Below are 26,463 nucleotides of genomic sequence, written 5' to 3'. Positions count from 1 at the left end.
TCACCCGCACCGGCTCGTGCCCGGCGGGGGCGCGGCGCAGCCTGCGGGTGAAGACACCGGTGTCGCGCAGGGCGAACTCGCCGCCCCGGTGGACCACGACGTCCGCCAGGGCGCGCAGGGCCCGCCGGTCGGGGTGCTCGGGCAGGTCCACCAGCCCGCCCCACCGCTCGGGCGACTCCGCCGCCAGCGACCGGCCCAGTCCACCGACCGCCGCCTGGACGGGGTGGGTGGGCCCGTCGCCGGGGTTCACCGCGACAGCGCCCTGGGTGCCCAGCCACAGCGGCACGCCGTCCGGCACGGCCGCGAGCAGGTCCAGCGTGGCGGACAGGCCCGCGGGGACGCCGTCGACGAGGCGTTCGTCCAGTGCCAGCAAGGACAGCACGCCGTCGTAGCCGGACCGCGAAGCCACCTCCGACACTGGGACGACGGCCGCGCCGAGCGGTTCGGCGACCAGCTCCGCGACCCCGTCCGGCACACCGCGCTCGGGGACGACGACCAGCCACGACGACCCCGCGGTGGCTGGCGCCAGGGACGCGGGGACCCAGGTGCTCTGGTAGGTCAGGTCGTCGCCGCCGGTGGCTGCCGATTCGAGCCAGTAGCGGCGCTGCTGGAACGCGTACGTGGGCAGGTCCACCACGGCGCCGCCGGTCAGCGGCAGCCAGTCCACGTGGCGCCCGTGGGCGTGCAGGCCCGCCACAGCCGTGACGAGGGCGCGCGCCTCGGGCTGGCCCGCCCGCTGCGCCCCGGCCACGAAGTGCCCCTGCGGCACCACTTCCCCGACGAGACCGGTGAGCGGGGAGTCCGGGCCCACCTCCAGGAAGCGCGTGGCGCCCGCCGCCAGCAGGGCCTCGACCCCGCTGTGGAAGCGGACCGCCGCGCGGGCGTGGCGCGCCCAGTAGGCGGGGTCGGTCAGCTCGCCGGGGCGGGCCACCGCGCCGGTCACGTTCGACACCACCGGCAGCACCGGCTCGGACAGCTCGATGCCCGCGACGACCCGGGTGAACTCCTCCAGCACGCCGTCCAGCAGCGGCGAGTGGAACGCGTGGTTGACCCGCAGCCGCTTGGTCTCCCGCCCCCAGGACGCCACCTCGGCCGCGATGGCCTCAACCGCCTCGCTCGCACCCGACACCACGGTGGAGCCGGGTCCGTTCACAGCGGCGATCGACACCCCCTCGCGCAGCAGCGGCGTCACCTCGGCTTCCCCTGCGCGCAGCGCGACCATCGCCCCGCCCGCGGCGGCGGACTGCATCAGCCGGGCGCGCGCGGTGACGACGGTGACCGCGTCGGGCAGCGTCATGACCCCGGCGACGTGCGCGGCCACTAGCTCGCCGACGGAGTGCCCCAGGAGCAGGTCCGGGGTCACCCCCCAGCTCTCCAGCAACCGGTGCAGCGCCACCTCGACCGCGAACAGGGCGGGCTGGGCCCACTCGGTCTCGGCCAGTTCCGCGCCCCCGGCGAAGATCACGTCCCGCAGCGGCCGCCCGAGGTCGAACAGCCCGCACACCTCGTCGAAGGCCGCAGCGAACACCGGGAACGCCGCGTGCAGCTCCTTCCCCATCCCGGGGTGCTGGGAACCCTGCCCGGAGAACAGGAACGCGAGCTTGCCCCGCCCGGTGTTGCGCCCCCGCACCACCGCCGGGGACTCCGCGCCCGCGGCGAGGTCGGTGAGCGCGGCGGTGAGTTCGGCGGAGTCCTCGCCCACCAGGGCCGCCCGGTGCTCGAAGTGCGCGCGGGTGGTGGCCAGCGAACGGGCGACGTCGGCCGGATCCAGCCCCGGGTGCTCCCGCAGGTGGGCGAGCAGCCGCGTCGCCTGGGCGCCCAGGGCCGCCTCGGACTTGGCCGAGAGCACCCACGGCAGCGGCGCGTCGGGGCGGGCGGCGGCGGGCGCGGGTGCGACGGCGGGCGCCTGCTCGACGATGACGTGGGCGTTGGTGCCGCTGATGCCGAACGAGGACACCGCGGCCCGGCGCGGCCGCTCCCCCCGCGGCCACGGGCGCGACCCGGTGAGCAGGCGCACCGCGCCCGCGTCCCAGTCGACGTGGTGGGTGGGCTCGTCGACGTGCAGGCTGCGCGGCAGCAGTTCGTGGCGCAGCGCCAGGATGACCTTCATCAGGCCCGCCACCCCGGCCGCGGCCTGGGTGTGGCCCAGGTTCGACTTCACCGAGCCCAGCCAGAGCGGGTCGGCGTCGGTGCGCGCCTTGCCGTAGGTGGCCAGCAGCGCCTGCGCCTCGATCGGGTCCCCGAGGGTGGTGCCGGTGCCGTGCGCCTCCACCGCGTCGACCTCGGCCGCGGTGAGCCCCGCGTCGGCGAGGGCCTTGGTGATGACCGCGCGCTGCGACGGGCCGTTGGGGGCGGTGAGACCGTTGGACGCGCCGTCGGAGTTGACCGCGGACCCGCGCAGCACGGCCAGCACCGGGTGCCCCAGGCGCTCGGCGTCGGACAACCGCTCCAGCAGCAGCAACCCGGCGCCCTCGGACCAACCGGTGCCGTCGGCGGCCTCCGCGAACGGCTTGCACCGCCCGTCCGGGGCCAACCCCCGCTGGCGGCTGAACTCCAGGAACATCCCCGGCGTCGGCATCACCGTCACCCCACCGGCCAGGGCCAGCGAGCACTCCGAGCGGCGCAGCGCCCGCATCGCCAGGTGCGTGCCCACCAGCGACGACGAGCACGCCGTGTCGACGGTGACGGCCGGGCCGCGCAGCCCGAGCGCGAACGCCACCCGGCCCGAGACCACCGACGTCGACGTGCCGGTGAGCAGGTGCCCCTCGACGCCCTCCGGCAGCACCGCCACCGCGCCGTACCCGGTGGCGGCCGCGCCGATGAACACCCCGACGTCCTGCCCGCTGACCGACGTGGGGTCCAGCCGCGCGCCCTCCAGCGCCTCCCAGGCCAGCTGGAGCACGATCCGCTGCTGCGGGTCGGTGGCCAGCGCCTCGCGCGGGCTCATCCCGAAGAACGCCGGGTCGAACTCGCCCGCGTCGTGCAGGAAGCCGCCCTCGCGGGCGTAGACCGAGCCCGCCCGGTCGGGGTCCGGGTCGTACAGGTCGGCCAGCGGCCAGCCGCGGTCGGTGGGGAACCCGCCGATCGCGTCGGCCTCCTCGGCCAGCAGCGACCACAGCCGCTCGGGGGTGCTGACCCCGCCGGGGAACCGGCACGCCATGCCGATCACCGCGATCGGCTCGCGGTCGGCGTCCTCGAGCTGCTGGACCCGCTGGCGCGCCTTCTTGAGGTCGATCGTCGCGCGCTTGAGGTAGTCGAGGTACTTGCTGTCGTCGGGCATCAGGCCTCCAGCTCGCGGTCCAGCAGGGCGAACAGGGCGTCGGGGTCCGCGGCCTCGATCTCGGCCTCGGTCACGTCCACCACGCCGGGACCCGCCTCGGGCGCCGCGTCGGCGGGGTCGCCCACCAGCTCCAGCAGCAGCTGCGCGACCAGCTCCACCGCCGTGGGGTGGTCGAAGACGAGCGTCGCGGGCAGCCGCACCCCGGTGGCGGCGCCGAGCCGGTTGCGCAGCTCCACCGCCGTGAGCGAGTCGAAGCCCAGCTCGTTGAAGCTGCGCTCGGGGTCGACCCGGTCGGCCGAGGCGTGCCCGAGCACCGCGGCGGCCTCGCTCGTCACCAGGTCCAGCAGGGTCTCCACGCGCTGCTCGGGCGCCTGCTCGGCGAGCCGGTCGGCCAGCGGCACCGCGGGGGCGCCCGCGGCGGCGACGGCCCGCGTGCGGCCCCTGGCCGTGGGCACCAGCCCGCGCAGCAGCGCGGGCACCTGGTCGGGGTGGTCGCGCAGCGCGGCGGCGTCGACCTTCATCGGCACCAGCTCGGTGCGGGCGGAGACCAGGGCCGCGTCGAGCATGGCCATGCCCTCGGCCGCCGACAGCGGGCGCAGACCGCCGCGGGCCATGCGCCGCACGTCGGTGTCGCCCAGCGCGCTGGTCATGCCGAACTCGGTGGTCCACGGCCCCCACGCCAGCGCCGTGGCGGGCAGGCCGAGGGCGTGCCGGTGCCGAGCGAGGGCGTCCAGGGCGGTGTTGGCGGCCGCGTAGTTTCCCTGGCCGGGGCCGCCGAGCAGGCCCGCGGCGCCGGAGAACACGACGAACGCGCCCAGGTCCATGCCCAGGGTCAGCTCGTGCAGCCACCGCGCCCCGTCGAGCTTGGGCCGCACCACCGCGGCCAGCCGCTCGGGGGTGAGCCCACCGGTGGTGGCGTCGTCGACCACGCCCGCGGTGTGGAAGACCGCGGTGAGGTCACCGACCCGCGCCACGACCTCGGCCAGCGCGGCGCGGTCGGTGACGTCGCAGGCGAACACCCGGGTGCTCGCGCCCGCGACCGCCAGCTCGGCCACCAGGTCGTCGGCCCCGCCGGTGCGGCTGAGCAGGACCAGGTCCCGCACGCCGTGGCGGTCGACGAGGTGGCGGGCCAGCCGGGAGCCGATGCCGCCGGTGCCACCGGTGATGAGGACGGGCCCGGCGCCCAGCGGCGCCGGGATGCCGACGACGACCTTGCCGGTGTGCCGGGCGGCGGCCATGTACCGGAATGCCGCGGGCAGCTCCCTCGGGTGCCAGGTGGTCGCGGGCAGGACGCCCACCCGCCCGTCGCGCAGCAGGCCCATGACCTCGGCCAGCATCTCGCCGGTGCGCTCGGGCCCGGCCTCCACGAGGTCGAACGCGCGATAGCGGACGCCCGCGGGGTCGCGGACGTCGGTCTTGCCCAGCTCGACGAACCGACCGCCGGGCGCGAGCAGCCGCAGCGAGGCGTCGACGAACTCCCCCGCCAGCGAGTTGAGCACCACGTCGACCGGGGCGAAGCGGTCCGCGAACTCGGTGGTGCGGGAGGAGGCGATGGCGTCGTCGGCCAGGCCCAGCGCCCGCACGGCGTCGTGCTTGGCCGGGCTCGCCGTCCCGATGACCTCCGCGCCCCAGTGCCGGGCGAGCTGCACGGCGGCCATGCCCACCCCGCCCGCGGCGGCGTGCACCAGCACCCGCTCCCCCGCGGTCAACCCGGCGAGGTCGTGGAGGGCGTAGTACGCCGACAGGTAGGCGATCGGGACGGTGGCCGCGTCGGCGAAGGAGCAGCCCTCGGGGATCGGCGCCAGCATGCGGGCGTCCGCGACGGCTGTGGTGGCCAGGGCCGCCGGGAACATGCCCAGCACCCGGTCGCCCACGGCGAACGCGGTGACACCCGCGCCCACCTCGGACACCACGCCCGCGCCCTCCAACCCCAGCGGGGCGGGCTCCCCGGGGTACATGCCCAGCACGGTGAGCACGTCGCGGAAGTTGAGCCCGGTGGCCCGCACCGACACCCGCACCTCACCCGGCGCCAGCGGGCGGGGCTCGGCCGCGGTGGTGGAGATGCCGTCGAGGGACCCGGAGTCGTCGTGGACGGCCCGCCACCCGCCCTCGGGCAGCGCGGGCTGCTCGACGACCCGGGTCAGGGTCGGGGTGAAGCACCGGCCGCCGCGCACCGCCGCCTGCGGCTCACCGCAGGTCAGCAGCGCCTCGGGGACGTCGCCGTCGGTGTCGATGACGGCCACGCGCCCGGGTTGCTCGTTGCCCGCCGAGCGCAGCAGGCCCCACACGGCGGCTCCGGCGATGTCGACCGGTTGCGCGCCCACCGAGACCCCGTCGTCCACCGCGACGCCACCGCGGGTCACCACGACCAACCTGGCCGCGCTGTCGCCGTCCAGGTGCTCCTGCACGACGGCGAGCACCCTGGACAGCTCGGTCAGCGGGTCGCCGCCGGACACGTGCAGCGTGCGCACCTCGGCGGCCGGGTCGCCGGTCGGCTCGAACTCCCTCCACGCCACCTCCAGCAGCGGGTCCGCGGTGGACAGCCGCTCGCGCGAGACCTCCCGCATCACCACCGCGCCCACCGACAGCACCGGCGCGCCCGTGGCGTCGACGGCGTCGAGGGAGACGACGTCCTCGGCCGTGGCGGCGATCCTGGCCCGCAGGTGCCGCGCGCCGACCGCGTGCAGCGCGACGCGGTCCCAGGAGAACGGGACGCGGGCGCCACCACCGGAGACGAACACCAGCCCCTGCAGGACGGCGTCGAGCAGCGCCGGGTGGACGCCGAAGTCGCCCGCGTCGCCGCTGGGCAGCTCCACCTCGACGTAGGCGGCGGTGGGCGTGCGCCACGCCGCGGTGAGGCCCTGGAAGACCGGGCCGTACTCGAACCCGCCCAGGGCGTAGTCGGCGTAGAAGCGGGACACGTCAACGGGTTCGGCGCCCGCGGGCGGCCACTGGTCGAGCCCGACGGGCTCGGGCAGGTCGCGGGCCAGCACCCCGGTGGCGTGCAGGGTCCAGTCCCCGAAGTCGTCGCGGCGCGAGTGCACGCGCACGTCGTCGCCGTCGACGACCACCTGCACCTGCACCGCGCCGTGGTCCGGGAGGACCAGCGGGGCGGTGATGGTCAGCTCGTCGAGCCCCTCGGCGCCCGACAGCTCACCCGCCCGCAGCGCCAGCTCGACGAACCCGGTGCCCGGGAACAGCACCTGCCCCAGCACCCGGTGGTCGGCCAGCCACGGCTGCGCCTGCACCGACAACCGCCCGGACAGCACGTGCCCGCCGTCGGCCAGCGCCACCACCGCGCCCAGCAGCGGGTGGTCCGCGCTGCCCAGGCCCGCCGCCGTCACGTCCCCGGTGGGGGTGGCGGGCGTGGGCCAGAACCGCTCGCGCTGGAACGGGTACGTGGGCAGGTCCACGCGGCGGGCGTCGAGGCCGTCGAACACCGGTGTCCAGTCGACCTCGACCCCGGCGACCCACAGCGCGCCGACCCCGGCCAGGACCGCCCTGTCCTCGCTGACCCCCTCACGGGCCAACGGCGCGACGGTGGCCGTGCGACCGGCGGCTTCGACGACCTCGTGCACGGCCGACGACAGCACCGGGCGCGGGCCGACCTCGGCGAAGGTGTCGACGCCCCGGTTCAGGGCGATGCTGACCGCGTCGGCGAACCGGACGGCGTGGCGCAGGTGCCGCACCCAGTAGTCCGGGTCCGCCAGCTCGGTGGTGACCGGCGCGCCGGTGTGGTCGGAGATCACCGGGATGGTCGGCTCGTGGTAGGTCAGGCCCGCCGCGACCTCGCGGAACTCGGCCAGCACGGGGTCCATCAGCGGCGAGTGGAACGCGTGGCTCACCGCCAGCCGCTTCGTCTTGCGACCCTGCCCCGCCAGCTCGGCGGCCACCGCCTCGACGTCCTCGGCGGCACCGGAGACGACCACCGAGCGCGGCCCGTTCACCGCGGCGATCGACACCCGCCCGGTCAGCAGCGGCGCCACCTCCGCCTCGGTGGCCTGCACCGACACCATCGCCCCGCCCGCGGGCAGGGCGCCCATCAGCCTGCCGCGCGCGGCGACCAGCGCGCACGCGTCCGCCAGCGACCAGACCCCGGCGACGTGGGCGGCGGTGATGCCGCCGATGGAGTGCCCCAGCAGCACCTCCGGGGTGACCCCCCACGACTCCACGAGCCGGAACAGGGCGACCTCGTGGGCGAACAGCGCGGGCTGGGTGACCTCGGTGGCGTCGAGCCCGTCGCCGGTGCGCAGGGCCTCGGCCAGCGGGAGGTCGAAGTGCGCGCACACCTCGTCGAGCGCGGCGGCGAACACCGGGAACCGGGCGCTCAGCGCGGCGGTCATGCCCGGCCGCTGCGCCCCCTGGCCGGAGAACAGCACGGCGACCCGGCCCTCCCCGGACACCCGGCCGCGCACCGCGGGCGCGCCGCGCAGCTCGTCGGTGTCCGCGCCCAGGTAGACGGCGCGTTCGTCCAGCGCGCCGCGGGTGGTGGCCAGCGACCACCCCAGGTCGGCCGCCGAGCCGGGCACCCCGCGCAGGTGCGTCGCCAGCAGGTCGACCGCGGCGGGTTCCCGCGCGGAGACGAGCCAGGGCACCACGGCGTCGGACGTGCCGGTCCGCGGGGCGGGGCGCTGCTCGGCGGGGGCCTGTTCGAGGATGACGTGGGCGTTGGTGCCGCTGATCCCGAACGACGACACCCCGGCCCGGCGCGGCCGGTCCACCGCCCACGTCCGCGACTCCGTCAGCACCTCGACGGCGCCGGACTCCCAGTCAACCTCACCGGTGGGCCTGCTGACGTGCAGCGAAGCGGGCAGCACGCCGTGGCGCATCGCCTGGACGACCTTGATCACCCCGGCGACACCCGCGGCAGCCTGCGTGTGACCGATGTTCGACTTGACCGACCCCAACCACAGCGGCTCCGAGCGGTTCTGCCCGTAGGTGGCCAGCAACGCCTGCGCCTCGATCGGGTCGCCCAAGCGCGTGCCCGTGCCGTGCGCCTCCACGACGTCCACATCGGACGTGGTCAGGCCCGCGTCGGCCAGCGCCCGCCGGATGACCCGCTCCTGCGACGGCCCGTTCGGGGCGGTCAGCCCGTTGGAGGCGCCGTCGGAGTTGATCGCGGACCCGCGCACCACCGCGAGCACCTGGTGGCCGAGGCGCTGGGCGTCGGACTGGCGCTCGACGACGAGCATGCCGACGCCCTCGGACCACCCGGTGCCGTCGGCGTCGTCGGAGAACGCCTTGCACCGGCCGTCCGTGGCCAGCCCACCCTGGCGGGAGAACTCGACCAGCGACCCCGGCGTCGCCATCACGGTGACACCGCCCGCCAGCGCCAGCGAGCACTCCCCGCGCTGGATCGCCCGCACCGCCCAGTGCAGTGCCACCAGCGACGACGAGCACGCCGTGTCCACGGTGACGGCCGGGCCTTGCAGGCCCAGGACGTAGGCCACGCGCCCGGACAGCACGCTGGCCGCGTTGCCCGTCATCAGGTGGCCCTCACCGACCTCGCGGGAGGCGACCAGCAGGGACGTGTAGTCCTGCCCGTTGCTGCCCGCGAACACGCCCGCGTCGGTGCCGCGCAGGGTGGCCGGGTCGATGCCCGCGCGCTCCAGCGCCTCCCACGCGCACTCCAGCACCAACCGCTGCTGCGGGTCCATCGCCAACGCCTCGCGCGGCGAGATGCCGAAGAACCCGGCGTCGAACCAGGACGCGTCGGAGAGGAACCCGCCCTCGCGGGCGTCGCTGCCGCCCTCGCCCGCCAGGGCCTCCAGCGGCCAGCCGCGGTCGGTGGGCAGCGGGCCGATCGCGTCGGTGCCGGTGCGCACCAGCTCCCACAGCTCCTCCGGCGAGGACACCCCGCCGGGGAAGCGGCAGGCCATGCCGACGATGACGACCGGGTCGCCGTCCACCTCGGCCACCGGTGCCCCCGCGGTCTCGACGACCTCGGTGGCGCCCGCGGTCTCGTCGCCGATGAGGCCGCGCAGGTGGCGGGCCAGCGCGGTGGCGGTGGGGTGGTCGAACACGAGCGTGCTGGGCAGCCGCAGCCCGGTGGCGGCGGCGAGCCGGTTGCGCAGGTCCACCGAGGTCAGCGAGTCGAACCCGAGGTCGGAGAACGCCCGGCGGGGCTCGACGGCGTCGGCGCCGGGGTGGCCGAGCACGGCGGCGGCCTGCTCGCGCACCACCTCCAGCACGGCCCGCTCCCGGTCGGCCCCGGTGAGCCCGGCGACCCGCTCGCGCAACCCGGTCGGGGCCCCGCCCGGCCGCGCCGCCGCGGCCTCGACGGCGGCGACCGCCTCGGGCAGCCCCGCCAGCAGCGGGCTGGGCCGCAGGGCGGTGAAGGCGGGCGCGTACACCGACCAGTCGACCCCGGCCACGGTCAGCGACGGCACCCCGGAGCTGACCGCGGCGAGCAGGACGTCGAGGGCCAGCGCCCGCGGCAGGGCGTGGATGCCGCCCTTGCGCTGGCGCTCGGCCACGGCCGCGTTCCCGGCCATGCCCTCCTCGCCCCACGGGCCCCAGGCGATCGAGGTGGCGGGCAGGCCCAGTCCGGCCCGGTGCTCGGCCAGCGCGTCGAGCGCGGCGTTGGCGGCGGCGTAGTTGGCCTGCCCCGGGCCACCCCACACGCCCGCGGTCGAAGCGAACAGGACGAACGCGTCGAGGTCACCGGTCAGCTCGTGCAGGTTCCAGGCCGCCGTCCACTTGGGCGCGACGACCCCGGCGAGGCGGTCGGGGGTCAGCGACTCGACCACGCCGTCGTCGAGGACACCGGCGGCGTGCACGACAGCGCGCAGCGGGAACCGCTCCGGGACCTCCGCGAGCACGCGGGCCAGCGCGTCGCGGTCGCAGGCGTCGCAGCGGGCGATCGTCACCGCGGCCCCCAGTGCCCGCAGGTCGGCGGCCAACTCCTCGGCGCCCGCCGCGTCCGGGCCGCTGCGGCTGAGCAGCAGCAGGTGCTCGGCACCGGCGCTGGCGAGGTGCCGGGCCAGGTGGCCGCCGAGGGCACCGGTGCCACCGGTGATCAGCGTGGTGCCGGTGGGCCGCCACGCCGTCGCCCGCAGGGTGCGGCCGGGCGCGCGCACCAGCCGCCGGGCGAAGGTGCCCGAGGAGCGCACGCTGAGCTGGTCCTCGTCGGAGCCCGCCAGGGCGGCGGCGACGCGCTCGCCCGCGCGGTGGTCGGGCTCGGCGGGCAGGTCGAGCAGGCCACCCCACCGGGCCGGGCTCTCCAGCGCGACGACCCGGCCGAAGCCCCACACCAGCGCCTGCGCCACCGACGCCACCCGGTCGACCTCGCGCGGCGCCACGGCCTCGCGGGTCACGCACCACACCGGGGCGGCGGCACCGGCGTCGTCGAGCGCCTGCACGAGGGTGAGCGTGCCGACGAGCCCGGCGGGCAGCGCGGGTTCGGCGGTGTCGGGGCTCTCGTCCAGGGCCAACAGCGACAGCACGCCGTCGAAGTCGTGCCCGGCCAGCTCATCGGCCAACGCCGCGCGGTCCGGGCTGCCCACGACCAGCGGGGTGAGCGCCACACCGGCCTCGGACAGCGACGCCAGCACGGACGCGACCCACGGGTCGCCGTCGAAGGCCGCCGGGACGACCGCGAGCCACGTGCCCGCAGGGGTCGCGCGCTGGTCGCGCACGGGCTGCCAGCGGACCCGGTAACCCCACTCCTCGACGGTGTGCTGCTCCTCCTGGCGGCGGCGCCAGTCGGCGAGCGCGGGCACCAGCTCGTGCAGCGGCGTGTCCGGGGCGACGCCCAACCGGCGCGAGAGGTCGTCGGCGTCGGCCTGCGCGACGGACCGCCAGAACTCGGCGGACACGGCGTCGACCACGGCGGTGGTGTCCGCGGGGGTGCCGGGGGTGGGCCAGAACCGGGTGCGCTGGAACGGGTAGGTCGCCAGCTCCACGCGGCGCCCCTGGGTGAGCGCGGTGAAGTCGACCGGCACGCCGCGCACGTGCGCCTCGGCCACCGACCGCAGGAATCGGGCGGGTGAGCCCTCGTCCCGGCGCAGCGACCCGACGACGGCCGGTTCACCGTCCACGTCCACCGACTCCGCGGTCTGCTGCACGGCCATCGTGAGCACCGGGTGCGGGCTGACCTCGACGAACACGTCGAACCCGCGGGCGAGCAGCGCCCGCGTGCCGTCCTCGAAGCGCACGGTCCGGCGCAGGTTGCGGTACCAGTAGCCCGCGTCGAACACCGCCGAGTCGACCCACGCGTCGTCCACAGTGGAGTAGAACGGGATCGTCGGCGCGGTGGGCTCCAGCCCGTCGAGCACGTCGAGCAGTTCCGCCTCGATGCGCTCGACGTGCGCGGAGTGCGAGGCGTAGTCGACCGGGACGCGGCGGGCCCGGGTGCCGGTGCGCTCGCACTCGGCCACCAGCTCGTCGAGCGCGTCGGCGTCGCCGGACACCACGGTGCCCGCGGGCCCGTTCACCGCGGCGATGGAGACGCGCTCGCCCCACCCGCCGATCAGGTCTTCCGCGTCGGCGCGGGAGACCTGCAACGACACCATGCCGCCGTGCCCGCTCAGCGCCAGCAGCGCCTTGCTGCGCAGGGCCACCACCCGGGCGGCGTCGTCGAGCGAGAGCGCCCCGGCGACGTGCGCGGCGGCGATCTCACCCTGCGAGTGGCCCAACACGGCCGCGGGCCGCACACCGTGCGCCTGCCACAGCCGCGCCAGGGACACCATCACCGCGAACAGCACGGGCTGCACCACGTCCAGCCGCTCCAACGGCTCCGCGCCCTGGGCGAGGACGTCGCGCAGCGACCAGTCCACATAGGCGCTCAGCGCCTGCTCGCACGCGTCGATGGACTCGGCGAACACCGGCGACGTCGCCAGCAGCTCGGTCGCCATCCCCGCCCACTGGGCGCCCTGGCCGGGGAAGACGAACACCGTCTTGCCCGCCAGGTCGGCCATCCCGGTGACGACGGAGTCGGCCTGTTCGCCCGCCGCGAGGACCCGGGCACCCGCCCGCACCTCGTCGGCGTCGGCGCCGACGAGGACCGCGCGGTGCTCGAACAGCGCCCGCGTGCTCCGCAGCGAGTGGGCGAGGTCGGACAGCTCCCCCGCGCCGTCCACCGCCGCGGCCAGCAGCTCCGCCTGCCCGCGCAGGGCGGCGGCGGTGCGGGCCGAGAGCAGGAACGGCGTCGGTCCGCCCAGGGGCACCGGCTCGGCGGCGGTGGGCTGGTCGACGGGCTCGTCGGTGGGCTGCTCCAGGATGACGTGGGCGTTGGTGCCGCTCATGCCGAACGACGACACCGCGCCCCGGCGCGGGCGCCCGGCGCTGTCCCAGGGGCGCGCGTCGGCCAGCAGCCGCACCGCCCCCGCGGTCCAGTCCACGTGCGGCGACGGCTCGCCCGCGTGCAGGGTCCTGGGCATCCTGGCGTGCCGGATGGCCTCCACGACCTTGATCACGCCCGCCACGCCCGCGGCGGCCTGCGGGTGGCCGATGTTGGACTTCACCGACCCCAGCCACAGCGGCCGGTCCTCGGGGTGCTCGCGGCCGTAGGTGGCCAGCAGCGCCTGGGCCTCGATCGGGTCCCCGAGGGTGGTGCCGGTGCCGTGCGCCTCCACCAGGTCGACCTCGGCGGCGCTGAGCCCGGCGTTGGCCAGGGCGCGGCGGATGACCCGCTGCTGCGAGGGCCCGTTGGGGGCGGTCAGCCCGTTGGAGGCCCCGTCGGAGTTCACCGCGGACCCGCGCACGACGGCCAGCACCGGGTGGTTGTTGCGGCGGGCGTCGGACAGCCGCTCCAGCACGACCATGCCCGCGCCCTCGCCCCAGCTGGCGCCGTCGGCGTCGGCGGAGAACGCCTTGCTGCGCCCGTCCGGGGCCAGCGCGCGCTGCCTGCTGAACTCGATTAGCGACCCCGGGGTGGCCATCACCGTCACCCCACCGGCCAGCGCCAGCGAGCAGTCGCCCTGGCGCAGCGAGTGGCAGGCCCAGTGCAGGGCCACCAGCGACGACGAGCACGCGGTGTCGACGGTGACGGCCGGGCCCTCCAGCCCGAGGGTGTAGGCGATGCGGCCGGAGAGCACGCTGGGCGAGTTGCCGGTGCCCAGGAAGCCCTCCGCGCTGTCCTTCGCCGACAGCAGCACCGTGGTGTAGTCCTGGTAGGTCACGCCCGCGAACACCCCGGTCTGGGTGCCGCGCAGGGTCTCCGGGTCGATGCCCGCCCGCTCCAGCGCCTCCCAGGAGGTCTCCAGCAGCAGCCGCTGCTGCGGGTCCATGGCGACGGCCTCGCGCGGGGAGATGCCGAAGAAACCGGGGTCGAACAGGCTCGCGTCGTGCAGGAAGCCGCCTTCGCGGGCGTAGCAGGTGCCGGGGGTGTCCGGGTCCGGGTCGTAGAGGGCTTCGAGGTCCCAGCCGCGGTCGGCGGGCAGGGTGGTGATGGCGTCGGTGCCGGTGTCGACCAGCTCCCACAGGGCGGCGGGCGAGTCGGCGCCGCCGGGGTAGCGGCAGCCCATGCCGACGATGACGATCGGGTCGTCGGTGGTCGAGGCGCGCCCAGGGGCGCTCACCCGCGGGGTGTCGTCCTCACCGAGCAGCTCCGCGCGCAGGTGGCGGGCCAGGGCGAGCGGGGTGGGGTGGTCGAAGACCAGCGTCGCGGGCAGCCGGATGCCCACGGCGGTGGTGAGCGCGTTGCGCAGCTCGACGGCGGTCAGCGAGGTGAACCCCAGGTCGGAGAAGGTGCGCTTGGGGCGGATCTCCTCGGCGCTGTCGTAGCCGAGCACCGCGGCCGCCTCGGCCAGCACGATCGCCAGCAGCGCCTCCTCGTCCGGCACCACCCGCTCGGCGGCCGGGGCCGAGGCGGTGGGTCGGGCGGGGGCCTGCTGCGCCTCGGCGGGGGCGGCGGGCACCTCGACCTCGTCCGGCGCCACCCGCAGCACCAGCGACTCCGCGGCGAACACCGGCCGCCCGGTGAGGTCGGCGGCCTGCACGGCGAACGTGGTCTCGCGGCCGGTCGGGGCCAGGCGCACGCGCAGGCCGGTGGCGCCGGTGGCGTGGAGGTCGACCCCGGTCCAGGCGTAGGGCAGGCGGCGGTCGGGCGTCCCGTCACCGGCGGCGAAGTCCAGCGCGTGCAGGGCGGAGTCGAGCAGTGCCGGGTGCAGGCCGAACCCGTCCACGCCTGCCGTGTCCGCCAACTCGACCTCGGCGAACAACTCCTCCCCGCGCCGCCACACCGCGCGCAGCCCGGTGAACGGCGGCGCGTAGTCGACCCCACGTGCGGCAAACCGGTCGTAGACGTCGGCGGTGTCCACCGGTTCGGCTCCCGGCGGCGGCCACTCCGCGAGGTCGAACGCGGGGGTGGCCTGCGCGTCGGTGAGGATGGCGCTGCCGTGGTGGACCCACGGGTGCTCCGGGCCGCGGCGGGAGTGCACCTGCGCGGTGCGGGCGCCGGTGGTGTCGCGGGCGCCGACGGAGACCTGGAGCTGGGCGTCCTCGTCGAGCACCAGCGGCGCGGCGAGCACGAACTCCTCGATGCGCGCGGCCCCGACGCGGTCCGCCGCCGTGAAGGCCAGGTCGAGGAACCCGGTGCCGGGGAACAGGACCCGGCCGGACACCCGGTGCCCGGTGAGCCACGGGTGGGCGCGGGTCGACAGGTGGTGGGTGAGCACCGCGCCCCCGTCGCCTGCGATCGTCACCGCACCGGGCAGCAGCTCGCGGCCCGTGGGCTCCTGGTCGGCGCTGATCGCGGGCGTCGCGGCGAGCCAGTAGTGCTTGCGCTGGAAGGCGTATGTGGGCAGCCGCACCCCGCCGCGGGCCGGGCCGGTGAGCGCCGCCAGGTCCACCGGGACACCGCCAACGTGCAGGCGGGCGACGGTGGCGGACAGGGCGGCGTCCTCGTCCCGGTCGCGGCGCAGGGTCGCGGCCACCAGCAGCTCGTCCCGGTCGTCGACGGCCGAGCCGATCGCGGCCGCCAGCACCGCGTCCGGCCCGACCTCCAGGAAGCAGTCGACCCCCGCCGCGGCCAGCGCCCGCACGCCGTCGGCGAAGCGGACGGTGCCGCGCACGTGGTCGACCCAGTAGTCGGCGGTGCGCAGGTCGTCGCCGGTCACGAGGCGCCCGGTGAGGTTGGAGACGACCGGCAGCACCGGCTTGCGGTAGGTGAGCCGGGCGGCGACGGCGCGGAACTCGGCCAGCATCGGCTCCATCAGCGCCGAGTGGAAGGCGTGGCTGACGCGCAGGGCGGTGGTCTTGCGCCCCAGCTCCCGCACCCGGTCCACCACCCGTGCCACGGCGTCGGCGGCACCGGAGACGACGACGGCGCCGGGCCCGTTCACAGCCGCGATGGACACGCCGTCGACCAGCAGCGGGACGACCTCGTCCTCGTCGGCGCGCACCGCGACCATCGCCCCACCGGCCGGGAGCGCCTGCATCAGCCTGCCGCGGGCGGCGACCAGCTCGGCGGCGTCGGCCAGGTCGAGGACACCGGCGACGTGGGCGGCGGTCAGCTCCCCGATGGAGTGGCCGCCGACGTAGTCCGGTCGCACCCCCCAGCTCTCCAGCAGCCGCACCAGGGCGACCTCGACGGCGAACAGCGCGGCCTGGGTGTAGCCGGTCTGGTCAACGAGGTCGCCCCCGCCGAACACCACCTCGCGCAGCGGACGGTCCAGGTGGCGGTCCAGCTCGGCGCACACCTCGTCGAACGCCGCGGCGAACACCGGGTGGGCGGCGTGCAGCCGCTCGCCCATGCCCGCCCGCTGGGCGCCCTGCCCGGAGAAGACGAACGCGACCGTGCGGTCGGCGTCGGCCGTGCCGGTGACCACGTGCGGCGACGTGCTGCCCTCGACCAGCGCCCGCAGCCCCGACCCCAGGCCCGCGCGGTCGTCCGCGCGCACGACGGCCCGGTTCTCGAAGACGCTGCGGGTCGCGGCAAGCTGGGCGGCGAGGTCTGCCGGGGTGGTCGTGGGCTGCTCCGCGAGCAGGTCCAGCAACCGCGCGGCGTTGTCCCGCAACGCCTGCGGAGTCCGGCCGGACACCGGGACGAGCGCCGGATGATCGGCCTGCGGCGGCATGGGCGCGGGTTCGGCCTCTTCGAGGGTGACCGGTTCTTCGAGGATGACGTGGGCGTTGGTGCCGCTGACCCCGAAAGCGGACACGGCGGCCCGGCGCGGGCGGTCGACGTCCCACGGGCGGGCCTGCTCCAGCAGGCGGATGGCGCCGGACGACCAGTCGACGTGCGGGGTGGGGGCGTCGACGTGCAGGGTGCGCGGCAGCGTCGCGTGGCGCATCGCGTGGACGACCTTGATGATGCCCGCGACGCCGGCGGCCGCCTGGGTGTGCCCGAGGTTGGACTTCACCGACCCCAGCCACAGCGGCTCCGCGCGGTCCTGCCCGTAGGTGGCCAGCAGGGCTTGCGCCTCGATCGGGTCGCCCAGCCGGGTCCCGGTGCCGTGCGCCTCCACCACGTCGACGTCCGCGGCGGTGAGGCCCGCGTTGGCCAGCGCCTGCCGGATCACCCGCTGCTGGGCCGGGCCGCTGGGAGCGGTGAGCCCGTTGGACGCCCCGTCGGAGTTGATGGCGCTGCCGCGCACGACGGCCAGCACGGCGTGGCCGTTGCGGCGGGCGTCGGAGAGCCGTTCGAGCACCAGCATGCCCGCGCCCTCGGCCCACCCCGTGCCGTCCGCCGCGGCGGCGAAGGACTTGCAGCGGCCGTCGTCGGCCAACCCCCGCTGGCGGGAGAACTCGATGAACGCCCCCGGGGTGGCCATCACGGTGACGCCACCGGCCAGGGCCAGCGACGCCTCCCCCTGGGCCAGCGCCCGGCACGCCAGGTGCAGGGCCACCAGCGACGACGAGCACGCCGTGTCCACCGTGACCGCGGGCCCCTCCAGGCCGAGCGCGTAGGCCACCCGGCCGGACAGGACGCTGCCCGCGCCACCGGTCATCAGGTAGCCCTCGGCGCCCTCCGGGACCTCGGTGACGCCGCTGCCGTAGCCGGAGGCGCCCGCGCCGACGAACACCGCGGTGTCGCTTCCGCGCAGCGCGGCGGGCACGATCCCGGCCCGCTCGAAGGCCTCCCACGCGGTTTCGAGCACCAGCCGCTGCTGCGGGTCGGTGGCCAGCGCCTCGCGGGGGCTCATGCCGAAGAACGGGGCGTCGAATTCAGCGGCGCCCAGGACGAACCCGCCCGCGCTGGCCGTGGTCTTGCCCGGGGCGTCGGGGTTCGGGTCGTGCAGGCCTGCCAGGTCCCAGCCGCGGTCGGTCGGGAAGCCGCCTACCGCGTCGCCGCCCGCGGCCACGAGGTCCCACAGCTGTTCCGGGGAGTCGACGCCGCCGGGGAACCGGCAGGACATGCCGACGATGACGACGGGGTCGTCCGACACCGCGGCGGCCGTGGTGGCGACCGCGGCGGGCCCGGTGACCCCGGTGAGCAGGTGCTCCGCGAGCGCGGCCGGGGTGGGGTGGTCGAAGACCAGGCTGACCGGCAGGTCCAGGCCCGTGCGGGCGGCCAGGGCGGTGCGGAACTCGACGGCGAGCAGCGAGTCGAAGCCCAGGCTCTGGAAGCTGCTGTCCCGGCCCACCGCGCCGGTGCCGGTGTGCCCGAGGACGGCGGCGGCCTCGCGGCGCACCAGGTCGAGGGTGTGGCGCAGCCGCTCCGGCGGTGTCATCGCGGCCAGCCCGGCGGCGAAGCCGGTGTCCTCGGCGGCGGGTTCGGGCGCCTCGACCAGCTCCGCGAGCAGCGGGCTGGGGCGGGAACTGGTGAACACCGGGGCGAACCGGTCCCAGTCGACGTCCGCGACGACCAGCCCGGTCACGTCGTCGGCCAGGGCCGAGCCCAGCGCGGCCAGCGCCGTGCCCGGGGGCAGCAGCCGCACGCCGCGGCGGGTGAGCCGGTCGGCGGCGCCGTCGCGGGTGGCCATGCCGACCTCGGCCCACGGCCCCCAGGCGACGCTCGTGGCGGTGGCGCCGCGGGCGCGCCTGCGGGCGGCGAGACCGTCGAGGTAGGCGTTGGCGGCGGCGTACGCGGCCTGACCACCGCTGCCCCAGGCCGCGGCGACGGAGGAGAACAGCACGAACGCGTCCACGTCCCCCAGCGCGGCGTCCAGGTGGGCGGCGCCGAGCGCCTTCGCCGCGAACACCTCGGCCAGGCCGTCCGCGTCCAGTTCGGTGACGGGGGCGTCGATGGCGACCCCGGCGGCGTGGAAGACGCTGCGGATCGGCTCGCCGTCCGCGGTGGCCTCGGCCACGAGCGCGTCGACGGCGGCGCGGTCGGCCAGGTCGCACGCCACGACGGTGACGCGGGCACCCAGGTCGCCCAGCTCGGTGACCAGGGCTTCCGCGCCGGGCGCGTCGCGCCCCGAGCGGCTGGCCAGCACGACGTGCTCGGCCCCGCCGCGCGCGAGCCACCGCGCGACCTCGGCGCCGATCCCGCCGGTGCCACCGGTGACGAGCGCGGTGCCGCGCGGGGTCCAGGTCGCACCGCTGGCGGCGGCGCGGGTGATGCGGCGCCCGTAGCGGGCGGCGCCGCGGACGACGACCTGGTCCTCCGTGCCCGCCAGGGCGGCGATGAGCTGGTCGATATCGTCCGTGTCGGCAGGCAGGTCGATCAGGCCGCCCCAGCGGACCCCAACTTCCAGCGCCGCGACGCGCCCGAGCCCCCAGACCGCGGCCTGCTCGGGATCGACGTCCTCGCCTCCCAGCGCCACGGCGGAGCGCGTCACGCACCACAGCGGAGCGCTCACCCCGGCCTGGGCCAGCTCCCCCAGCGTGCGCGGCACGTCCGCGGCTCTGCCCGGCGCGTACAGCACACCGGTGGCGTCCTGGCCGTCGTCCACGACCTCTACGCCGCGAGCGGCCATTGCCTCCGCGAGGTCCGGGTCCAGCACCAGCCAGCGCCCGCCCGCGGATGCCTCACCGGTGATCCGCTGCCAGTGCACGCCGTAGCCGAGGCCGTGGTCCTCGGCGCTCGGGCGCAGGCGCGGCCAGAACCGCTCGCCCTGGAAGGCGTAGGTGGGCAGGGCGACCCGGCGCGGGTTGTCCGCGGCGAACACGGCCCGCCAGTCCAGGGCCACACCGCTGACGTGCAGCTTCGCCAGGGCGGTCCGCACCAGCGCGGGCTCGTCGTCGGTGCCGCGCAGCAGCGGCACGGCGACCGCGCCGGGCACGACCTCGGCGGCCATGGCGCTGAGCGCTCCCCCGGGCCCCGCCTCGACGACGTGCGTGGCGCCGTGCTCCTGGAGGGTCGTGAGGGCGTCGGCGAAGCGCACCGCGTGGCGGGCGTGGGTGATCCAGTAGTCGGCGTCGAAAGCGGCCTCGCGCCCGGTCACCGCGGAGATCACCGGGATGGTCGGGGCGGCGAAGGTCAGGCCGTCGAGCACCGCGCGGAAGCGGTCGAGCGCGGGCTCCATCAGCGCGGAGTGGAAGGCGTGGCTGACGCGCAGCTGCTTGGTGCGGTGCCCCCGGGCGGCCAAGGCGTCGGCCACCCGCGCCACCGCGTCGTCCGGACCGGAGAGCACCACGGCGTTGGGCCCGTTCACGGCCGCGATGTCGACACCGGTGCCGTCCAGCAGCGCCAGCACCTCGGACTCCGGTGCCGTCACCGACACCATCGCCCCGCCCGTGGGCAGGTCCTGCATCAGCCGCCCGCGCGCCACCACCAGCTCGGCGGCGGACGGGAGGTCGAGCACCCCGGCGACGTGGGCGGCGGCGATCTCACCGATCGAGTGACCCGCGAGCACGTCCGGGCGCAGGCCCCAGCTGAGCAGCAGCCGGTGCAGCGCGACCTCGACGGCGAACAGCGCGGGCTGGGTGAACTCGGTGTCGTGCAGGTCCGGCCCGGCGATGACCTCGCGCAGCGGACGCCGCAGCCGGGTGTCCACGTGGGCGGCGACCTCGTCGAAAGCCTCAGCGAACACCGGGAAGGCGGCGTGCAGTTGCTTGCCCATGTCCACGCGCTGTGCGCCCTGCCCGGGGAACACCACGGCGAGCCTGCCCACGGGCGACGCCGTGCCCACCAGCGGGCCGGGACCGCCGTCGCGCACGGCACGCAGCCCCGCCAGCAGCTCCTCCCGGTTCGACCCCGCCACCGCGCCCCTGCTGGGGAACGCGGTGCGCGTCGTCGCCAACGAGAACGCGATGTCCTGGGTGGACGAACCGTCGACCGCGTCGAGCAACCGGCCCGCCTGGGCGCGCAGCGCATCGTCCGTGCGCCCGGACAGCACCCACACCGCCGGGCGATCCACCGCGGCGGGGGTGGGGTCGGGGTCAACGCCCTCGATGATCACGTGGGCGTTGGTGCCGCTGACCCCGAACGCCGACACCGCGCCGCGGCGGGGCCGGTCGCCCGCGGGCCACGGGCGGCTGTCGGCCAGCACGCGCACCGCGCCTGCCGCCCAGTCCACGTGCGGGCTCACCTCGTCGGCGTGCAGGCTGCGCGGCGCCACCCCGGCGGACATGGCCAGCACCAGCTTGATCACGCCCGCGACGCCCGCGGCGGCCTGGGTGTGGCCGATGTTGGACTTCACCGACCCGATCCACAGCGGCTCGGCCCGGTCCTGGCCGTAGGCGGCGAGCAGCGCCTGCGCCTCGATCGGGTCACCGAGCGCGGTGCCGGTGCCGTGCGCCTCCACGACGTCGACGTCGGCGGGGGTGAGCCCGGCCCGCCGCAGGGCGTCGGCGATGACCCGCTGCTGGGCGGGCCCGTTGGGCGCGGTCAGGCCGTTGGAGGCGCCGTCGGAGTTGATGGCGCTGCCGCGCACGACGGCCAGCACCGGGTGGCCCAGCCTGCGCGCGTCGGACAGCCGCTCGACGGCGAGGACGCCCGCGCCCTCGCCCCAGCCCGTGCCGTCCGCCCCGGCCCCGAAGGGCTTGCACCGGCCGTCGGCGGCCAGCCCGCCCTGGCGGGCGAACTCGACGAACGCGGCCGGGGTGGACATGACCGTGGCGCCACCGGCCAGCGCCAGGTCGCACTCGCCGCGGCGCAGCGACTCGGCCGCCAGGTGCAGGGCCACCAGCGACGCCGAGCAGGCGGTGTCGACGGTGATCGCCGGGCCGTGCAGGCCCAGCGCGTAGGCGATGCGCCCGGAGACGACGCTGGCCGCGTTGCCGGTGGCGGCGTGCCCGCCGAGGTCGTCCTCCGCGCGGGCCAGCAGCGCCGGGTAGTCCTGCCCGTTGGTGCCGATGAACACCCCGACCCGGCCGCCGCGCAGGCCCGCCGGGTCCAGGCCCGCGCGCTCCAGCGCCTCCCAGGAGGTGTGCAGCAGCAGCCGTTGCTGCGGGTCCATGGCGAGGGCTTCGCGCGGGGAGATGCCGAAGAACGCGGCGTCGAACGAGGCCGCGTCCGCGAGGAACCCGCCGACCCGGGCGTGGTCGCCGCCGGTCGTGGGCCAGCCGCGGTCGGCGGGGAACGGGCCGAGCGCGTCCACCCCGTCCGCGATGAGCCGCCAGAAGGCCTCCGGGGTGTCCGCGCCACCGGGGAAGCGGCAGCCGATGCCGACGATCGCGATGGGGTCATCGGCCACCACCGCCACCGCCGGGGCGGCCTCGGCGGGCGTCTCCCGCCCGCCGAGCAGGCCGTCGAGGTGGGCGACGAGTTCGGCGGGGGTGGGGAAGTCGAACACGAGCGTGGGCGTCAGCCGCAGGCCGGTGGCCGCGGTGAGCCGGTTGCGGAACTCCACGGCGGTCAGCGAGTCGAACCCGTTCTCGCGGAACGACAGCGACGCCTCCACCCGGTCCGGGCCGTCGTGCCCGAGCACCGCGGCGGCGTGCGCGCGCACCAGGGTCGTCAGCGCGGCGACGCGGTCGGCACCGCGCAGACCCGCCCAGTCGGTGCCGGGGGTCGCCTGCTCGGCGGCGGGCAGCTCGCTGCCCAGGGGGGTGAAGAACGCGCGGGCCTTGGCAGGCGCCGACGCCGGGACGAAGCGCGCCCAGTCGATGTCGGCCACGACGGCCACCGGCTCACCGCAGGCGACCGCGGCGTGCAGCGCCGTGCACGCCGCGGTCGGCTCCATGGCGGGGGTCCCCGCTCTGCGCAGCCGCTCGGCGACGGTGTCGTCGGCGGCCATGCCCGCACCCGCCCACGGCCCCCACGCCACGGAGGTGGCGGGCAGGCCCTCGGCGGCGCGGCGCTGCGCGAGGGCGTCGAGGGCGGCGTTGGCGGCGGCGTAGTTGGCCTGGCCCGCCGACCCGGCGGTCGCGGCCAGGGAGGAGAACAGCACGAACGCGGTGACCGGGTGCTCGCGGGTCAGCTCGTCGAGGTGGCGGGCGGTGTCGACCTTGGGCCGCAGCACGGCCGCCAACCGCTCGGGCGACAGGGCGCCGAGCACGCCGTCGTCCAGGACACCGGCGGTGTGCACGACGGCGGTGAGCGGCTTCTCGGCCGGGACCGCGCGCAGCAGGGCGGCGAGCTGGTCGCGGTCGGCGGTGTCGCAGGCCGCGGTGGTGACCTGGACGCCCTTGGCCTCCAGCTCGGCGGCCAGCGCCGCGGCGCCGGGGGCATCCGGGCCGCGGCGGCTGGCGAGCAGGAGGTGTTCGGCGCCGTGGTCGGCCAGCCACCGGGCGGTGCTGGCGGCCAGCGCGCCGGACCCGCCGGTGATGAGCGTGGTCCCCCGCGTCCACCCAGTGCTCGGCGCGGTGGGGCGGAACCGGGTGATGCGCTGGCCGAAGACGCCGGTCGGGCGCAGCGCCAGCCTGCTGTCGGTGGCGGAGGCGAGGCAGGCGGCCAGGGTGCGGCCGGTGCGCTCGTCCCACTCGGCGGGCAGGTCGATCAGCCCACCCCACCGGTCGGGCGCTTCGAGGGCGATGACGTGCCCGAGCCCCCAGGTGGTCGCCTGGGAGTCGGCGGTGGGGGCGTCGGAGCGGCTGGTGCCGACAGCTCCCCTGGTCAGCAGCCACAACGGCACGGGGGCGTCGAGCTGGGTGACGGCTTGGGCCAGTGCGGTGTTGGCGGCGAGACCGGCAGGCAGCGACGGGGTGCCCGGGTGGGCGGTCTCGTCGAGCGCGAGCAGGGAGACGACGCCGTGGAGGTCGTCGAGCGCTGCCAGGTCGTCGGCGGTGGCGCGGACGGGGTGCGCCCCCGCCCCGCGCAGGGCGGCCTCCACGTGGGCGGTGGCCTCGTCGTCGTGCCCGACGACGGCCCACGTGCCGGTGGGGCTGCCGCCGGGGGTGGGCAGGTGCTCCCAGGTGAGCCGGTAGGTCCACTCGGCGACCGCGGCCTGCTCGCGGCGGGTGTCGAGCCACCGGGTCAGCAGCGGCAGCGCGGTGTCGAGGGAGCGGCGCTGGTCGTCGTCGGCGCCCAACACGCGGCCCAGTTCCGCCGCGTCGAGCCCGTTCAGCGCGTCCCACAGCCCGGCGTCCGGGCGGGCGGGCGCGGACGGCAGCCAGAAGCGCTCCCGGGAGAACGAGTGCACCGGGACGTCGGCGGGGGCGACCCCCGCGTAGTGGGCGGCCCAGTCGACCCGCGTGCCCACGACGTGCAGGCGGGCGAGGGCGGCGGCCAGGCCCACCGGCTCCGCGCTGTCCACACGCGACACCGGCACGACCACGGCGTCGTCCACGGCCGCGTCGACGAGGTTGGCGAGGGCGGCGGAGGGTCCCAGCTCGACGAAGCGCCGCACCCCCGCGTCCGCCAGGTGCCGCACGCCCGCGCCGAAGCGGACGGTGTCGCGGATGTGGGTCACCCAGTAATCCGCGGAGCGGAGCTGGGCGTCGGTGGCCGTCTCGCCGGTCAGCCCGGAGACGATCGGCAGCTGCGCCGGGTGGTAGGTGATGGACTCCGCGACCCGGCGGAACTCCTCCAGCACGGCGTCCATGTGCGCGGAGTGGAACGCGTGCTCGACGCGCAGCCGCTTGGTCCGGTACCCGAGTTCAGCGGCGCGGCGGGCGACCTCCGCCACGGCGTCCACCGCGCCGGAGACGACGGTGGCGGCGGGGCCGTTCACCGCGGCGATCCCGACCTCGTCCGAGTCGAGCAGCTCGCGCACGGCGTCCTCGGCGGCGGCGATCGACACCATGGCGCCGGGGCCGGTGGTCCGCATCAGCGCGCCGCGCGCGGCGACGAGCCTGCACGCGTCCGCGACGTCGAACACCCCGGCGACGTGGGCGGCGGCGAGTTCGCCGATGGAGTGGCCGAGCAGGTGGTCCGGCCGCAGCCCCTTGCTGACCAGCAGCCGGTAGGCGGCGACCTCGAACGCGAACAGCACGACCTGGGTCAGGTCGGTGCGGTCGAGCAGCGTCGCTCCTTCCTCGGCGTCCGCTGTGTTCTCGGCGTCCCCGGCGTCCCCGGCGAACATCGCCGCCCGGACGTCCTGCCCGGTCAGCTCGTCGAGGTGGCCGCACAGCTCATCCAGCGCCGCGGCGAAGACGGGTTCGGTCGCGTACAAGCCGGAGCCCATGCCCGCGCGTTGGGCGCCTTGGCCGGAGAACAAGAACGCCAGCTTGCCCGTGGTCGCCACAGCGGGCGGCACCACCAGCGGCGACGGGTCGCCCCCGGCGATCGCGCGCAGGCCGTCGAGCAGGTCTGCGGCGGTCTCACCGACGACGGCGGTCCGGTGGGGCAGGGCGGCGCGGGTGGTGGCCAGCGCGGCGGCGACGGCGAGCGGGTCGGCGTCGGAGCCGATGCCCGCCAGCAGTCCCGCGGCCTGGCGCGGGAGCGACGCGGCGGTGCGGCCGGAGAGCAGCCACGAGACGGGCCCCGACGCGGGAACTGTCCCGGTGTCCTCGGGGGCCTCGGTCTCGGGCGCGGATTCCAGGACGACGTGGGCGTTGGTGCCGCCGACGCCGAACGCCGACACCGCTGCGCGGCGCGGGTTACCCGTGCTCGGCCAGGGCCGGTTGTCCGTCAGCAGCTCCACCCGGCCCGACGCCCAGTCGACGTCCGGGGAGGGCTGGTCGGCGTGCAGTGTCCGCGGCAGCACCCCGACGCGCAGCGCCTGGATCATCTTGATCATGCCGGCGACACCCGCGGCGGCCTGCGTGTGGCCGATGTTGGACTTCACCGACCCCAGCCACAGCGGGTCCCCGGAGCGCCCGCGCCCGTAGGTGGCCAGCAGCGCGTGCGCCTCGATCGGATCGCCCAGCGTGGTGCCGGTGCCGTGCGCCTCCACCGCGTCCACCTGGTCGCCGGACAGGCCCGCGGCGGCGAGCGCCTGGTGGATGACGCGGCGCTGCGCGGCCCCGCTGGGCGCGGTGAGCCCGTTGGACGCCCCGTCCGAGTTGACGGCGCTGCCGCGGATCACCGCCAGCACCCGGTGCCCCGCGGCCCGGGCCTGCGACAGCCGCTCCAGGACGAGGACGCCGACGCCCTCACCCCAGCCCGTGCCGTCCGCGCCCGCGCCGAACGCCCGGCACCGGCCGTCGGCGGCGAGCCCGCCCTGCTTGGCGAACTCCTGGAACGCCGTGGGCAGCGCCATCACCGTGACACCGCCCGCCAGCGCGGTCGCGCACTCGCCGCGGCGCAGCGCCTGGACGGCGAGGTGCACCGCCACCAGCGACGACGAGCACGCGGTGTCGACGGTGACGGCCGGGCCGGTGAAGCCGAGGGTGTAGGCGATGCGCCCGGACAGCACGGCCCCGGAACCGCCGGTGAGCAGGTGCCCCTCGGCGCCGTCGGGCACGGCGGCGGCGTCGGAGCCGTAGCCGGAGGGCCCCGCGCCGACGAACACGCCCGCCCGGCTGCCGCGCAGCCCGGTGACGTCGATCCTGGCGTGCTCGACGGCCTCCCACGCCACCTCCAGCAGGACCCGCTGCTGCGGGTCCATGGCCAGCGCCTCGCGCGGGGAGATGCCGAAGAAGCCGGGGTCGAACTCGTCCGCCCCGCGCAGGAAGCCGCCCTGGTGGCCCGCCAGCGCGCCCAGGTCCCAGCCGCGCCCGCCGGGCAGCTCGCCGATCGCGTCGACCCCGGCGGTGACCAGCTCCCACAGCCCGTCCGGTGAGCTGACCCCGCCCGGGTAGCGGCAGGCCATGCCGACCACGGCGATGGGTTCGGACTCCCGGCCGCGCGCCTCGTCGAGCCGGTCGCGGGTCTCGGCCAGCTCGGCGGTGACCCGCTTGAGGTAGTCCCGGAGCTTGTTTTCCTGCGAGGTCGGCATCTGGGCCTTCCGTTGCGGCGAGTGGCGATCCCGGCGTCGGCGCGTGCGGCACGGCGTGCGCGGCCCGTCCCACCGGACCGCGCACGCCAAAGTAGGTCGGCGCGGCTTGGGAGGTCCCCAGTCGAGTTAGGGGATCACCTCGACGTGCCC

At 76.7% G+C, this 26,463-nt stretch carries 2 protein-coding genes (1 of these 2 running past the window's edge); both read right to left on the bottom strand.

The annotated features are described in order from the left end of the window. Nucleotides 1–3,280, bottom strand: partial view of a type I polyketide synthase gene (locus tag BJP25_RS10820; protein WP_075974677.1) — the 5' end (the start) only. Its footprint begins 5,429 nt before the window's first position; only the first 3,280 of its 8,709 coding nucleotides appear in the window; the start codon lies at nucleotides 3,278–3,280; the stop codon falls past the left edge of the window. Continuing rightward, nucleotides 3,280–26,313 (bottom strand): type I polyketide synthase, encoded by a 23,034-nt coding sequence (locus BJP25_RS35350; protein ID WP_075974676.1) that lies wholly within the window; start codon nucleotides 26,311–26,313, stop codon nucleotides 3,280–3,282. The genes BJP25_RS10820 and BJP25_RS35350 overlap by 1 nt, the downstream gene beginning before the upstream one ends. Nucleotides 26,314–26,463 lie beyond the last annotated feature (150 nt).

It is taken from the genome of Actinokineospora bangkokensis (genome assembly GCF_001940455.1).
GTDB lineage: Bacteria > Actinomycetota > Actinomycetes > Mycobacteriales > Pseudonocardiaceae > Actinokineospora > Actinokineospora bangkokensis.
The sequence above is the reverse complement of the archived record's forward strand: the minus strand, read 5'-3'. Positions and strand labels throughout refer to the sequence as shown.